This is a genomic window from Skermanella mucosa, from assembly GCF_016765655.2.
Lineage (GTDB): Bacteria > Pseudomonadota > Alphaproteobacteria > Azospirillales > Azospirillaceae > Skermanella > Skermanella mucosa.
Genome location: NZ_CP086106.1, coordinates 3,261,079 through 3,274,557, shown reverse-complemented (window position 1 = coordinate 3,274,557; position 13,479 = coordinate 3,261,079). Strand labels below are relative to the sequence as shown.

The window sequence follows — 13,479 nt, the reverse complement described above, 5'->3', positions numbered from 1 at the left end:
GTGCAGCAGTATCGGGCTGGAGCACGACCATTTCAGGCCGCTTCGAGAACACGGTGGCGCAGTAGATCGAACTTGGCACGACCGGACATGGTCCGCTTGATCGTCTTCAGGTAGCTGATCTGCCCCTCGACAGGACCGGTACTCCACGGCAGCGACAGAGCTGCCCGGATTGCCGCAAGATCGCGGACAAGACCATCGGCGAACCCGGCCAGGGCAGTGTCCTTCGCCGCTGCCAGCCAGGAATCCAGCCGCTCCGCTTGTTGGTATCGCACCATGCCGTTGAACGCGCGCGCCAGTGCGATGATCCGGCCAAGTTCCGGCGACGCGGCAATCAGGGCTTCGACAAACCGCTGCTCCGTCGTGTCGATCGTCTCGTAATCGGCCACCACGAACCACGCGGCCCGGCGTTTCGACGGCATCTTCCACAGCCTCCCGCAAGGCTCCGTTCCGGATGATGACGGGTCGGCACCCCGGAGGCGTCTGACCCAGCGCTGCACTGTCCGGAGCTGCCCTCGAAAGCCGCGCCTGCGGATTTCTTCCCACAGCTGTGCCGCGTTGCGGCAGCCCTCGTTCCAGCGTTGGTGCAGATACTCGGCGTGAACATCGACCGCACTGCCGCGGGACCGCTGGTCCCAGGTCGGCAGCTGACCCGATCGCAGCCATCGGCGCACCGTCTTCGGATTGAGGCCGAGCGTTCGGGCGATGCGTTTGATCGGCCAGTTCCTCTGATGCAGCGCCATCACCTCGTCAAAGCGAGCTCGCCGGATGGCATGCCGATCCGGGTGCGACGGCTCGGGAACGGGCATGACGGACGGCTCGGACGCCGACGGTGTCGATGGCGGCACGTCCGAAGCCTTGCTTGTTGCGGTCGCTGCCGCCGTTGCCGCACGCAGGTCACGATGATGCCGATCGAGAACTCGGGCCACGGCATCGTTGAGGTTGCGCAGGAGATGCCACCGATCGCTGACCTGGAGGGCATCCGGAGCGCCGGTTCGGATGCCGTCGGCATAGCTGCCGGCGCGATCACGGGCAACGATCTCGGTGCCGGGATGATCCTTCAGCCAGGCCGCGACCGTGTCACCTTGGCGGTCGGGCAGCAGGTCGATCGGTCGGTTGCGCTCCAGATCGACGATGATCGTGCCGTAGCGCTGGCCCCGCCGCCACGCCCAGTCATCGATGCCGATGACGCGTGCCGGCGGGGCTGGTTCGATCGGCACGGCCCGGATCAGGCGTAGCAGCGTGTCGCCGCTGACCGGCATGGCGAGCCGATCCGCCAGGCGGGCGCCCGACTCCCCTCCCGCATGCAGGGCGATGCGGCGTTGCGCCTCGGCGAGGCGGACGGTCCGCCGAACCCTCGGTAGGACCACCTCCGGCAGGCGCTCGGCGAAGATCCGGCGCGGGCACCTGGGGGTCGAGCAGCGAAAGCGACGGACTCGGAGATCGAGCCGACCGATCCTCCCCTGCCAGGGGAGATCCCCAAGGTGCCGGGTGTAGCGGCTGTGGACGCGATGCGAGCGGCGCTTGCACAAGGGACAGGGCGCCGTGGCGGCGCGAGCGCGGACGGCGAAGACGACACGATCCGGGTGGACGACGACCCGCTCAACCGCGAGACCGGCGGGGAGCAGGGACAACAGCGAATTGGACACGGAGAAGGCGGCACTCTCGGAGAAAAAGCGTTTCTCCTCATATAATTACTTCCACCATTCGGCGCACTCGCCCTGCACCGGGAATGCGGATGGACCCTTTCCTCATGTCGCAGGGTTCCAGCGCCAGATAGATGCGTACCCCGGCCGGCACCGAGATCATCGCCCTTCCTCCAGCACGCCAAGCACCCGGCGCAGCGCTTCGGCATCGACGTGCCGGTCCACCCGCACGACACGACCGCCGCCCAGCATGATCTCGATGATGCCGCCGTGACAGGGCTTCGGCTCGGATGCCGGCGGCGACGCAAGGGGTTCGGGCAGCAGGTGCACGGGGGCAAAGACCGGCGTTTGCTCAGGTATTCCAGCCTCGCCGACAAACTGTCGGCGCCAGCGGAACAGCTGACTGGCGCTGACGCCCCGGCGTCGGGCGACCAGCGAGACGGACATGCCGGGTTCCATCGTCTCCGCCACCATCCGGAGCTTCTCCTCCTCCGACCAGCGCCGCCTGCGGGACGCTTGGTCGAGGATCTCCATCACCAGCGGAGCACTTTGCGTCATAGGCATATTCCTAGGACGATCCCTATGACCGGAGGCGCTCGACCCATCCGACGTCAACCGCCGGATCCACCGACCCAGCGTCCACCGGTCAATCCCATGTCCAGCGGCAAATGCCGTTCGGCTTTGTCCGCTCTGCTTCCAGGCCTCGACACGCTCGCGCCAAACTGCCGCCCCCTCCTTGCCGTTCATGCACAGTCCTCCGCCGGTCCAAATCGGCAGAATATTCCACAGACGATCAGCGCCCGGAATGTGCGGTCAGGTCCCGCTTACGAGCGATCCGCCCGCCGTGACCTACTTCTTCTCGCCCGACCGCAAGGGCGAGCACCCGCAGGCCCATCTCGCGGGCTTCGAGGGCATGTTGCAAGCCGATGCCTACGGCGGCTTCAGGAAGCTCTACGAGCCGGGCGCCGAGGGCCATCGGCGCATCCGCGAGGCGGCATGCTGGGCTCATCTGCGCCGCGCCTTCCACGACGTCTGGAAGTCCACCGGCTCACCGATCGCCTTCGAGGCGCTGGAGCGGATCGGCGTCCTGTACGACATCGAGCGCGAGATCACCGGACAGTCGGCTGAGGAGCGCCGCCGCATTCGGCAGGAGCGAAGCCGGGGTCTCGTCACAGCCTTCCAGGCCTGGTGCGAGGACCGGCTCCGGCGCATTCCCGGCAAGGGCGACCTGCCGACAGCGATGCGCTACTTCCTCAAGCGCGTCGAGGCCTTCTCCCTGTTCCTCGAGGACGGGCGCGTCGCCATGGACAACAACCCGGCCGAGCGGGCGATCCGGCCGATCTCGGTGGGTAGGAAGAACTATCTCTTCGCCGGCTCGGACGTAACCGGCCGCTCAAGACCCAGGGGCGGGTTTTTTGTAGAGGGGGATGAGGTCGCGCAGGTTTTCGATGCCGAAGGCAGTGAACGCCAGGACTTCCTCGCCTCGGACGCCGTAGATCCAGAGGACACCGTCCTCGGGTTCCATGTCGAGACTGACCTCGTGCAGCAGATCCTCGTCCTCACCGAGCATCTCGGCGACGCGGGCGATGGTGAAGACGGAGCTGATCGCGGCCATGTCAGGCGGCTTGTGCCCGGAGAGCCTCGGTGGCGGCCCAGTTCCAGGGCAGGAGTTCGTGCAGGCGGCTGACCAGATGGTCGCCGATGCGGTCGAGCACCGCCGCGAGATAGGCCTCGGGGTCGAGGCCCGAGAGCTTGGCCGTCTCGATGATCGTCATCGCGTCCGCGATCACGGCGCCGCCGGCGTCCGAGCCGGCGAAGAGATAGTTCTTCCTACCCACCGAGATCGGCCGGATCGCCCGCTCGGCCGGGTTGTTGTCCATGGCGACGCGCCCGTCCTCGAGGAACAGGGAGAAGGCCTCGACGCGCTTGAGGAAGTAGCGCATCGCTGTCGGCAGGTCGCCCTTGCCGGGAATGCGCCGGAGCCGGTCCTCGCACCAGGCCTGGAAGGCTGTGACGAGACCCCGGCTTCGCTCCTGCCGAATGCGGCGGCGCTCCTCAGCCGACTGTCCGGTGATCTCGCGCTCGATGTCGTACAGGACGCCGATCCGCTCCAGCGCCTCGAAGGCGATCGGGGAGCCGGTGGACTTCCAGACGTCGTGGAAGGCGCGGCGCAGATGAGCCCAGCATGCCGCCTCGCGGATCCGCCGATGGCCCTTGGCGCCCGGCTCGTAGAGCTTCCTGAAGCCGCCGTAGGCATCGGCTTGCAGCACGCCCTCGAAGCCCGCGAGATGGGCCTGCGGGTGCTCGCCCTTGCGGTCGGGCGAGAAGAAGTAGGTCACGGCGGGCGGATCGCTCCCGCCCCAGGGCCGGTCGTCGCGGAGATAGACCCAGATCCGCCCTTCCTTGACCCCGCGGGGTTTGCCCTCGACGGCGCGGCGTCCCGGATCGAGGACGCGGATCGGCGTATCATCGGCATGCAGCCGGTCCGACCGCATGACCTCGGCGCGGATCAGGTCGGTCAGGGGCCGCAGCGTCGCGACCGCCTGGCCGCACCAGTCGATCAGGGTGGACCGGGGAATGTCGGCCCCCATCCGGGCGAAGATCTCGCCCTGGCGGTACAGGGGAAGGTGATCGTCGAACTTCGAGACCAGGACATGGGCCAGCAGGGCGGGACCCGCCATTCCCCGCCGGATCGGCCGGGGCGGCGCCGGCTCCTGGACGATCCTCTCGCACAGTCGGCAGGACTTCTTCGGCCTCCTGGTCTCGATCACCTTGAGCTTGGCCGCGACGAACTCGAGAACCTCGGACAAGTCCTCGCCGAGCAGACGAAGCGGGCCTCCGCAGTCGGGGCAGTGGTCGCCGGGATCGAGCACGATCCGCTCGCGCGGCGCGTCGTCGCGAAGGCGCGGTTTACCCCGCCGGCGGGGTTCGGCCTTCGGCAATGCCGGCTCCTCCCCGGCGTCACCGGCATCGGAATGTTCGCCCGAAGCATCGTTGGCGGCAATCGCCACCTCGACGTCCTCGAGCGTCAGCTGGAGTTGCTCGAGCTCACGGTCGATCCGCTCCGAACTCGGTCCGAACCGCTGCCGCCGCAGCCTGGCGATCTGGATCCGAAGCGCCTGGACCAGGGCCTCGAAGGCCAGCGCCGACGCCCTGGCGCGGGCCATCTCCTCACGCTGGGCGAGGATGATCGCCTTCAGGGCGGCTGGGTCGTCGGGCAGAACATCGGGCTGCGGCTGCATGGATCAAGTTTAGCAGAACTTCATGGCGGGCAACAGTAATCCCTCAGTCATGACCAGAGAATGTCACCCGACCCGCGTCGGCCGGGAAGTCCAGGCGGGACGTCTCCAATCAATTCCCTCCCACAGCATTGCGAGTTGTGCCGCCGTCAGCCGTACCGATCCGTCCGAAGGTGCCGGCCAGGGGAAGCGGCCCTGCTCGAGAACCTTGTAATACAAGCAAAATCCCTGGCCGTCCCAGTGGAGCAGCTTGATCCTGTCGCCCCGACGCCCCCGGAAGGCGAAGACGGCACCCGAGCCGGGGGCCTGCCGGAGATGCTCCTGCGCGACCGCCGCCAGCCCGGTGATCCCCTTGCGCAGGTCCGTGACCCCGCAGGCGAGATAAACCCGAACGCCGGTGCCCGGGCCGATCATGCCGCCTCCGCGACCCGGATCAGCCGCATCAGAACGCGGTCCGGAATGTCGGCGGCAAAGCGGAGGCTGCGGCCGTTGCGCAGCCCGATCTCGACAGGGTGGCCTGGCACATCCCCGCCGCATCCAGCGCCCGGGCCCGGCTCGTCCTCCGTCACTTCGACCGGGAGGAACACGGCCTTACCCGTTGGATGCACAGCCTTGTGCTTCAATTCGCAGCGCCACTGATAGATGTTCTGCCGGGAGATGTCATGCCGGCGGGCCACCTCCGAGACGCTGGACCCGGGAGCGGCAGCCTCGGCAACAATCCGCATCTTCTCGTCCAATGACCGTAACCGGCCGCTCAAGGCCCAGGGACGGGTTTTTTGTAGAGGGGGATGAGGTCGCGCAGGTTCTCGATGCCGAAGGCAGTGAACGCCAGGACTTCCTCGCCTCCGATGCCGTAGATCCAAAGGACGCCGTCCTCGGGTTCCATGTCGAGACTGACATCGTGCAGCAGATCCTCGTCCTCGCCGAGTATGTCGGCGACGCGGGCGATGGTGAAGACGGCGCTGATCGCGGCCACTTCAGGCGGCTTGTTTCCGGAGCGCCTCGGTGGCGGCCCAGTTCCAGGGCAGAAGTTCGTGCAGGCGGCTGACCAGCTGGTCGCCGATGCGGTCGAGCACCGCCGCGAGATAAGCCTCGGGATCGAGACCCGAGAGCTTGGCCGTCTCGATGATCGTCATCGCGTCCGCGATCATGCCGCCGCCGGCGTCCGAGCCGGCGAAGAGATAGTTCTTCCTGCCCACCGAGATCGGCCGGATCGCCCGCTCGGCCGGGTTGTTGTCCATGGCGACGCGCCCGTCCTCGAGGAACAGGGAGAAGGCCTCGACGCGCTTGAGGAAGTAGCGCATCGCCGCCGGCAGGTCGCCCTTGCCGGGGATGCGCCGAAGCCGGTCCTCGCACCAGGCCTGGAAGGCTTCGACCAGACCTCGGCTTCGCTCCTGCCGGATGCGGCGCCGCTCCTCCGCCGGCCGCCCGGCGATCTCGCGCTCGATGTCGTACAGGACGCCGATCCGCTCCAGCGCCTCGAAGGCGATCGGGGAGCCGGTGGACTTCCAGACGTCGTGGAAGGCGCGGCGCAGATGAGCCCAGCATGCCGCCTCGCGGATGCGCCGATGGCCCTCGGCGCCCGGCTCGTAGAGCTTCCTGAAGCCGCCGTAGGCATCGGCTTGCAACACGCCCTCGAAGCCCGCGAGATGGGCCTGCGGGTGCTCGCCCTTGCGGTCGGGCGAGAAGAAGTAGGTCACGGCGGGCGGATCGCTCCCGCCCCAGGGCCGGTCGTCGCGGAGATAGACCCAGATCCGCCCTTCCTTGACCCCGCGGGGTTTGCCCTCGACGGCGCGGCGTCCCGGATCGAGGACGCGGATCGGCGTATCATCGGCATGCAGCCGGTCCGACCGCATGACCTCGGCGCGGATCAGGTCGGTCAGGGGCCGCAGCGCCGCGACCGCCTGGCCGCACCAGTCGATCAGGGTGGACCGGGGAATGTCGGCCCCCATCCGGGCGAAGATCTCGCCCTGGCGGTACAGGGGAAGGTGATCGTCGAACTTCGAGACCAGGACATGGGCCAGCAGGGCGGGACCCGCCATTCCCCGCCGGATCGGCCGGGGCGGTGCCGGCTCCTGGACGATCCTCTCGCACAGCCGGCAGGACTTCTTCGGCCTCCTGGTCTCGATCACCTTGAGCTTGGCCGCGACGAACTCGAGAACCTCGGACAAGTCCTCGCCGAGCAGACGAAGCGGGCCTCCGCAGTCGGGGCAGTGGTCGCCGGGATCGAGCACGATCCGCTCGCGCGGCGCGTCGTCGCGAAGGCGCGGTTTACCCCGTCGGCGGGGTTCGGCCTTCGGCAATGCCGGCTCTTCCCCGGCGTCACCGGCATCGGATTGTTCGGCCGAAGCGTCGTTGGCGGCCATCGCCACCTCGACATCCTCGAGCGTCAGCTGGAGCTGCTCGAGCTCACGGCCGATCCGCTCCGAACTCGGTCCGAACCGCTGCCGCCGCAGCCTGGCGATCTGGATCCGGAGCGCCTGGACCAGGGCCTCGAAGGCCAGCGCCGACGCCCTGGCGCGAGCCATCTCCTCACGCTGGGCGAGGATGATCGCCTTCAGGGCGGCTGGGTCGTCGGGCAGAACATCGGGCTGCGGCTGCATGGATCAAGTTTAGCAGAACTTCATGGCGGGTAACAGTAATCCCTCAGTCATGACCAGAGAATGTCACCCGACCCGCGTCGGCCGGGAAGTCCAGGCGGGACGTCTCCAATCAATTCCCTCCCACAGCATTGCGAGTTGTGCCGCCGTCAGCCGTACCGATCCGTCCGAAGGTGCCGGCCAGGGGAAGCGGCCCTGCTCGAGAACCTTGTAATACAAGCAAAACCCCTGGCCGTCCCAGTGGAGCAGCTTGATCCTGTCGCCCCGACGCCCCCGGAAGGCGAAGACGGCACCCGAGCCGGGGGCCTGCCGGAGATGCTCCTGCGCGACCGCCGCCAGCCCGGTGATCCCCTTGCGCAGGTCCGTGACCCCGCAGGCGAGATAAACCCGAACGCCGGTGCCCGGGCCGATCATGCCGCCTCCGCGGCCCGGATCAGCCGCATCAGAACGCGATCCGGAATGTCGGCGGCAAAGCGGAGGGTGCGGCCACTGCGCAGCCCGATCTCGACAGGGTGGCCTGGCACATCCCCGCCGCATCCAGCGCCCGGGCTCGGCTCGTCCTCCGTCACTTCGACCGGGAGGAATACGGCCTTACCCGTTGGATGGACAGCCTTGTGCTTCAACTCGCAGCGCCACTGATAGATGTTCTGCCGGGAGATGTCATGCCGGCGGGCCACCTCCGAGACGCTGGACCCGGGAGCGGCAGCCTCGGCGACAATCCGCATCTTCTCGTCCAATGACCAGCGACGCCGGCGCTCTCCCCTGCTCAGCACCTCCACCCGCATATCTCACCTCGCTGTTGACGTCCATAACGACGTCGTTAACGACGTAAGCTATCTCGATAGCAAAATCCTCGTAAGGCGGCCTGGATCGGCCGGTTACCAATGACCAGCGACGCCGGCGCTCTCCCCTGCTCAGCACCTCCACCCGCATATCTCACCTCGCTGTTGACGTCCATAACGACGTCGTTAACGACGTAAGCTATCTCGATAGCAAAGTCCTTGTAAGGCGGCCTGGACCGGCCGGTTACGCTCGGACGCCGGCGGCGCCGTGATCGCGGACGCGATGACGATCATCGAGACGGCCAAGCTCTCGGGCCTCGACCCCGAGGCCTATCTCGCGGCGGTGCTCGACCGCATCGGCGACCATCTGGTCAGCCGCCTGCACGAACTCCTGCCCTGGAACTGGGCCGCCACCGAGGCTCTCCGGGCACAAGCCGCCTGACATGGCCGCGATCAGCTCCGTCTTCACCATCGCCCGCGTCGCCGAGATGCTCGGTGAGGACGAGGATCTGCTGCACGAGGTCAGTCTCGACATGGAACCCGAGGACGGTGTCCTCTGGATCTACGGCGTCCGAGGCGAGGAAGTCCTGGCGTTCACTGCCTTCGGCATCGAAAACCTGCGCGACCTCATCCCCCTCTACAAAAAACCCGCCCCTGGGTCTTGAGCGGCCGGTTACGGCCAAACCAAGGATGCCACGGATAAAGAACTTCCCGTACCTCGGTCCCATGGGCATTGTGTTGCTTCGTTGTATAACCATGTCCGACCACATGGCGCGCTCGGCTGGCGGACGCCGGCCGAGGTCGCGGCGCGGGGATGCCCTGTGGATTTGCTGGACAAGCCTGTCGGCTTGCCCACAACTCCACAGGGCCAGCCATCAGGAAGTTCGGATCTATCAGGTCTGATCGCGGGGCCGGATGTCAGCCCTGCGACAAGGCATCAACCGGAAGGACTCTCATAATCCCTGGACCAAGGTTGGGGGCAGGGTCACCTGATCCCGTCAAAACATTTTTGGTTTGAGCATTCCGAGTTGTGATCTCAAAAATGCTGGTACTATTGCTCGGCGCATTTCAGCTTCCGCCTCAGGCGTCAAACATCCTGAATCCGCGATAATTTCGGAAATTCCTGCTGAATATTCACATAGGCTCCTTCTAACACGCGCGACTGGAGTTTCATATCGATCGAGAAGGGCAAGATAAGCAGAGCCGACAGACTGAGCCTGAGCGATCACCACCTGGGGCACAAGCAGTTGATAAAGATCGTCAACCGAAAGCTGCACCTGACCAGTAGAACCACTAATTTTTCTTGAAATCTGCGCCTGCCCAAACGAAGAGTTGATATAACAAGCTAGAGCGGCTCCCAGCTCGTTATGAGCGGGCCGAATGATACCCACGTGGCTGTCACACACGGCTTCAAAGTCTCCGGTGAAGACAGCTGCTTTACCAATGGATCCGTCACCATCCATGGCGATCAGAACGTCGCCTTCTGTCACAGCTCGTGATCTCGCTCTGGCCATGTACTCATCTGATGTCGGTTTCGTAAGTTGCTTGACTATCTGCCCAAATTGGATAGAGGCGGTGGCAATCACTCGAGGCCCGCTCTCCTCATCAATAACCATTATTTCTGGCTGGGAATTCTTAATAAGCGGGCATGCCATTGCTCTGCCCAAACTTACTCCAGGCATATTGCGAACATAGGTGTAAATTGCTCTATTATCGCTCCTCAAGAAACGATGGTCAATTCGAAGTACGTCGCTCTCAGCTACGTCAATCATATAATTTTTCTCAGAAACGCCTGAAGAGCGCAGAATATTAGGCAGCTGAAGATTGCACTCAGCAGTTAGAACTTCGTCGCAACTTTGGGTTATTCCTGAAGGGGACGAAAGTATGTTCTTCGCGCTAGCAAGAAATTCCTGATAGATTGCAATTACCTCCTGCTGCTCCCCAAGCGACAAAGCTGGAAGTCTGATTTGCGCAAGGTGCTCTTGAGAAATGTTTCTTTGGCGCTTTCCGGCTGCGAATCCAGAGCTCCACAATCTCCAGGTTGGATGGTTGAGAATTGCACTTACAAAGCCTGGATAGAAATAGTCTTCGTTACACGCCAGCCGGATCAGGAAGCCAGAAGGAATTAGAGCATCAACGCCTTCTTCAGCCATATTCCAAAAACTTGAGGTCCATGCAATGCCGGGAGTTCCTGACCTTGTGAGAAGAACCTCGTTAGGCTTGCATTTCACGTTTTCAACAAACCCAGCATCGACTCCCCGCGCACCGTCACGAAGCGGGGTGCAGGCATCAGGCCTGAGCACAAACTGGGATAAGGCCCCGACAGAAGCGTAGAGCAGCGAGGAACCTTCGTCCTCACGAGCGTATGTCGAAGCAGGCAGGTTCTCACCGTTTGCCACTCTTAGGAAGAAAGGTTCTGCCAAGGGGTACCCCTGTGCGATCCCAAACACTACTTTGCTCACAGCCGATGTAAGCTCACGAAAATGGTAATCGATTCGCAGTTCATTCGTTTCAGAAACCTGAGTAAGTGACGAAGCAAACATCATTCATTGCTCCAAGCAATAGCTTTGCATAGCTGAGAAGCGAGATTACGTGGCACGCCTGCAGACGTGTCAATCACCCACTGACCGCCGCATAGCTCCAAGTCAAATACCCTCTCCCCTGCTCCCTCACTCGGCACCTCGGTCCCTTTGTAGGCCACAAACAAGTCGTTTGGACGCTCAGCCTCCCCGCGCTTGGTGCGCCGGTACCCCACCTGATCCGCACCGGCCACATAGAACGGTGCAGGAAAATGGTCAGCAATCTTTCTGAATGCCCAGACGCGTACATCAAGGCGTTTCAAAGTTGGAGAGTACTGTGAAACAATACTGACAATTTTTTCCAACGGCATTTCGGCTGAAGGCACATCATTACCCAGTCCTAATATTTTGTTTGCCTTCGGAAGGATTTCGCAGCCAACGCTGATCGATTGGGCACGACGCAACATCCAGCGAGCACAAGCACGTGCCCGCTTAACGATATCTCGCATTTCGAATTCGTTACGTTCTGGCTTGATATTCTCCGTAGTTGCCTCCCAATCAGCAGCCACATTCTCGATATCTACGGCGCACTCAGTTAGGCTAAGTGCCGGTAGCGAAATACCAACTCTGCTGACCTCTTCCCTCAGGGATGCTATAGATCCGTCCTCTACCGCGCTTCGCAGCTCGGACGCAGCTTTAAGGACCCCAGCAACGGCCCTGAGCGCCTCGCTAAGAACTTTCTGTCCGCGAGCCTCCCACTTGACCGCACGGTTTTTCCACAGACGTTCCTCATCGACGGTCTTTTTCTCCGCAAACAGGAGAGAGGTTCGTGTCGGCGTCCACGGTTCGAACGCTTCTTTGGGAAGAGCCACAACAGCCTTCACATTAAAATGAGCGAAAAGGAAGAGGCGCGCGTCCAGGTTTTCTTGCGTAGAAAAAAAGCTTTCAGGCAGCACCACGCCCAGACGCCCTCGCGATTTCAGCAGTTGGTACCAGCGTTCTAAAAACAAGTTCTCAGAATTGCTGTTGCTTGCGAGCTCAAAGGTTGATTGAAGGCTATTGACAGTGTGAGGATCAAGAGTAATTGAGAATGGTGGATTTGAAATTACGACGTCAAAGCTGTTTGCAACACTCTTAGAATAGACTGATGGGTCGTCGTGTGGCTTGCCCCGCAGCCTAGATTCATTGTAGGATGACAGTGGCGCGAGGCCATCTGCATGGTAGATATGCGTCTGCCCATCACGCCGCAGAAGCATGTTGACTTTTGTCGAAAGTGCAAGCACCTCCGTGTAGTCAATACCATACAGAAAATCTTTGGCCCAAAGATTTTCCTGTCCGACTGGGAAATGGGATCGAATAAAATCTCTAATTTCGTCGCTTTCCTCCCTTTCGATCTGCTCTCTTTCACGCTCTATGCTCCCGGTGATGTAGGCCATAGCGTGCAAGAGAAATGTGCCCGAGCCGCAAGACGGATCGATGACATAGGGGAGTTTCTCCGAAGATAGGCGGTCAGAGCATATCTTAGCTTTGGTAAGTCCTGCAAGATCAAGGACGTGAATGATGAACGAAACGACGTTGAGGTGAGTGAAGAACAATCCTTTGGTCTGCTTAAACCCATCTCGCGTTATACCTTCGAAGAAGGCTCCGAGAATGTCGGCATGGCCGCCAGTTGCCTTTGACAAAGATATGTCTTGGATAAGCTCAACGACAAAAGCTGTCTGCTCATGAGAAAACTCACGGTCATTAAGCCCCTCGACGTAAGCATCGTCGGGAAGACTCATGTATTTCTTATACGCTACTTTGTATAGAGCGTTGATTTCAGAAAACGTTTGAGAGGGCGTTTCCCTCTGATTACCCGGGTAACCGATTTGGAATTTGTATTTACCGCCCGGCCTCATTGTTTTTTCATCATGAGTTTTGGCGAGAAACAGCTTTACTACGTATGCGTAGATTGTGTTGTCAGGTGTGGAGCCACGCCACAGTACATCATGAAGACGCTTGCGCACGCGCTTCAATTCAATAAGGCTGACGTCTTTCCGCAGATCTCGCGGCCCACCATTCACCAAATAAACATGCGTGGGTTCGCCGTAATTCGATGGAATATCATTTGAAGCCGCGCGAGAAATACTCCAGTCTTCATACTTTTTATAGATTTTGTGGTCTATTGTCTTTGATGTGATAAGGGGCTCTGCGCTATCAATGGATATCGTAGCAAAGCACAAGATGCTTGCTCCCTGCTCGAATGGAGCAATATCAAAAAGCTGCCCTTTGATGAACTTATCCTGATCAACCTCGTATTCACCAGGAGCTTTGACTTCAATGAGCGCATACGGCGTGCCATCCGGGTGGCGGACCAGGATATCCAATTCTGCGCCAACCTTCGGCCGGCCAATTGAGTAACGGCGCTCAAGCGCAATGTTGCCGGGGAGGTATCCTCCGACGGTGCAAAGCCAACAAACAATGAATGCTCGACAGACCTCCTCCTCGCCCTCGTAGTCTCCAATAGCCTCCCCAAACTCAAACTCGCTAGAATACTCTACATTTCGTTCAGCGGTATTTAGCTTTGCGTATTTCCCGTCGGGATCAAGCGCAAGTATCTTATCTGCGACATGCTTTATGCCGGCAGCTCCCAAAGGGGTCATAGACAGAGGCTCCGATTATTTGATGAACGGCGTATGGGCCGCTCCACTTGGGCT

General features: G+C 61.8%; 12 protein-coding genes and 3 pseudogenes. 3 read left to right on the top strand and 12 right to left on the bottom strand.

Features of this window, described 5'->3' with window-relative positions; all coding sequences use genetic code 11:
- Positions 1-32 precede the first annotated feature (32 nt).
- The 3 genes and pseudogenes from JL100_RS15035 to tnpA (JL100_RS36815) form a co-directional block, all read right to left on the bottom strand.
- Positions 33-1,646, bottom strand: coding sequence for an ISL3 family transposase (locus JL100_RS15035; RefSeq protein WP_202685818.1), 1,614 nt, complete (start codon positions 1,644-1,646; stop codon positions 33-35).
- A gap of 156 nt (positions 1,647-1,802) precedes the next feature.
- Positions 1,803-2,177, bottom strand: a complete 375-nt coding sequence (gene tnpA, locus JL100_RS36820; protein ID WP_407697018.1) for an IS66-like element accessory protein TnpA — start codon at positions 2,175-2,177, stop codon at positions 1,803-1,805.
- A 105-nt stretch (positions 2,178-2,282) separates the two neighbouring features.
- Positions 2,283-2,390, bottom strand: a pseudogene (gene tnpA / locus JL100_RS36815) (IS66 family insertion sequence element accessory protein TnpA); the annotation flags it as partial.
- An 82-nt stretch (positions 2,391-2,472) separates the two neighbouring features.
- Between tnpA (JL100_RS36815) and tnpC (JL100_RS15025) the strand changes: the two are divergent.
- Positions 2,473-3,066: pseudogene (gene tnpC / locus JL100_RS15025) on the top strand (IS66 family transposase); the annotation flags it as partial.
- A gap of 193 nt (positions 3,067-3,259) precedes the next feature.
- On the opposite strand, the gene tnpC (JL100_RS15020) reads toward tnpC (JL100_RS15025), so the two are convergent.
- The 7 genes from tnpC (JL100_RS15020) to tnpA (JL100_RS14990) form a co-directional block, all read right to left on the bottom strand.
- Entirely contained in the window at positions 3,260-4,885 is a 1,626-nt protein-coding gene (gene tnpC / locus JL100_RS15020) for an IS66 family transposase (RefSeq protein ID WP_228420728.1), read from the bottom strand.
- A 63-nt stretch (positions 4,886-4,948) separates the two neighbouring features.
- A complete protein-coding gene (tnpB, locus tag JL100_RS15015) occupies positions 4,949-5,296 on the bottom strand; it encodes an IS66 family insertion sequence element accessory protein TnpB (protein ID WP_228420724.1) in 348 nt (115 codons plus the stop codon).
- Complete coding sequence (tnpA, locus tag JL100_RS15010; RefSeq protein WP_228420727.1) at positions 5,293-5,619, bottom strand: IS66-like element accessory protein TnpA; 327 nt, start codon at positions 5,617-5,619, stop codon at positions 5,293-5,295. Before tnpA (JL100_RS15010) ends, tnpB (JL100_RS15015) begins: the two co-directional genes overlap by 4 nt.
- A 17-nt stretch (positions 5,620-5,636) precedes the next feature.
- Positions 5,637-5,858, bottom strand: coding sequence for a hypothetical protein (locus JL100_RS15005; protein ID WP_228420726.1), 222 nt, complete (start codon positions 5,856-5,858; stop codon positions 5,637-5,639).
- A 1-nt stretch (position 5,859) separates the two neighbouring features.
- Entirely contained in the window at positions 5,860-7,485 is a 1,626-nt protein-coding gene (gene tnpC / locus JL100_RS15000; protein WP_228420725.1) for an IS66 family transposase, read from the bottom strand.
- A gap of 63 nt (positions 7,486-7,548) precedes the next feature.
- Positions 7,549-7,896, bottom strand: coding sequence for an IS66 family insertion sequence element accessory protein TnpB (gene tnpB / locus JL100_RS14995; RefSeq protein ID WP_228420724.1), 348 nt, complete (start codon positions 7,894-7,896; stop codon positions 7,549-7,551).
- Positions 7,893-8,219: an IS66-like element accessory protein TnpA gene (tnpA, locus tag JL100_RS14990; protein WP_202685886.1), complete on the bottom strand. Its 327-nt coding sequence runs from the start codon at positions 8,217-8,219 to the stop codon at positions 7,893-7,895. The genes tnpB (JL100_RS14995) and tnpA (JL100_RS14990) overlap by 4 nt, the downstream gene beginning before the upstream one ends.
- Before the next feature lie 295 nt (positions 8,220-8,514).
- On the opposite strand from tnpA (JL100_RS14990), the pseudogene JL100_RS14985 reads away from it, so the two are divergent.
- Positions 8,515-8,706 (top strand): annotated as a pseudogene (locus JL100_RS14985) (transposase domain-containing protein); the annotation flags it as partial.
- Between the two features lies 1 nt (position 8,707).
- Positions 8,708-8,929 carry a hypothetical protein gene (locus tag JL100_RS14980; protein WP_202685887.1) on the top strand — a complete coding sequence of 74 codons (222 nt, stop codon included), beginning with the start codon at positions 8,708-8,710 and terminating at the stop codon, positions 8,927-8,929.
- Positions 8,930-9,262: 333 nt separating this feature from the next.
- Here the strand turns inward: JL100_RS14980 and JL100_RS14975 are convergent, their stop codons facing one another.
- Together JL100_RS14975 and JL100_RS14970 are read right to left on the bottom strand one after the other, a co-directional pair.
- Positions 9,263-10,810 carry a restriction endonuclease subunit S domain-containing protein gene (locus JL100_RS14975; RefSeq protein ID WP_202680471.1) on the bottom strand — a complete coding sequence of 516 codons (1,548 nt, stop codon included), beginning with the start codon at positions 10,808-10,810 and terminating at the stop codon, positions 9,263-9,265.
- Positions 10,807-13,425 carry a restriction endonuclease subunit M gene (locus JL100_RS14970; protein ID WP_202680470.1) on the bottom strand — a complete coding sequence of 873 codons (2,619 nt, stop codon included), beginning with the start codon at positions 13,423-13,425 and terminating at the stop codon, positions 10,807-10,809. The genes JL100_RS14975 and JL100_RS14970 overlap by 4 nt, the downstream gene beginning before the upstream one ends.
- Between the last annotated feature and the right edge of the window lie 54 nt (positions 13,426-13,479).

Excerpts from the sequence above, each read along its gene's own strand:
- JL100_RS14975 (WP_202680471.1), bottom strand. The coding sequence starts at position 10,810 with ATGATGTTTGCTTCGTCACTTACTCAGGTTTCTGAAACGAATGAACTG.
- tnpB (WP_228420724.1), bottom strand. The coding sequence starts at position 7,896 with ATGATCGGCCCGGGCACCGGCGTTCGGGTTTATCTCGCCTGCGGGGTC.
- tnpB (WP_228420724.1), bottom strand. The coding sequence starts at position 5,296 with ATGATCGGCCCGGGCACCGGCGTTCGGGTTTATCTCGCCTGCGGGGTC.
- tnpA (WP_407697018.1), bottom strand. The coding sequence starts at position 2,177 with ATGGAGATCCTCGACCAAGCGTCCCGCAGGCGGCGCTGGTCGGAGGAG.
- JL100_RS14970 (WP_202680470.1), bottom strand. The coding sequence starts at position 13,425 with ATGACCCCTTTGGGAGCTGCCGGCATAAAGCATGTCGCAGATAAGATA.
- tnpC (WP_228420725.1), bottom strand. The coding sequence starts at position 7,485 with ATGCAGCCGCAGCCCGATGTTCTGCCCGACGACCCAGCCGCCCTGAAG.
- JL100_RS14980 (WP_202685887.1), top strand. The coding sequence starts at position 8,708 with ATGGCCGCGATCAGCTCCGTCTTCACCATCGCCCGCGTCGCCGAGATG.
- tnpC (WP_228420728.1), bottom strand. The coding sequence starts at position 4,885 with ATGCAGCCGCAGCCCGATGTTCTGCCCGACGACCCAGCCGCCCTGAAG.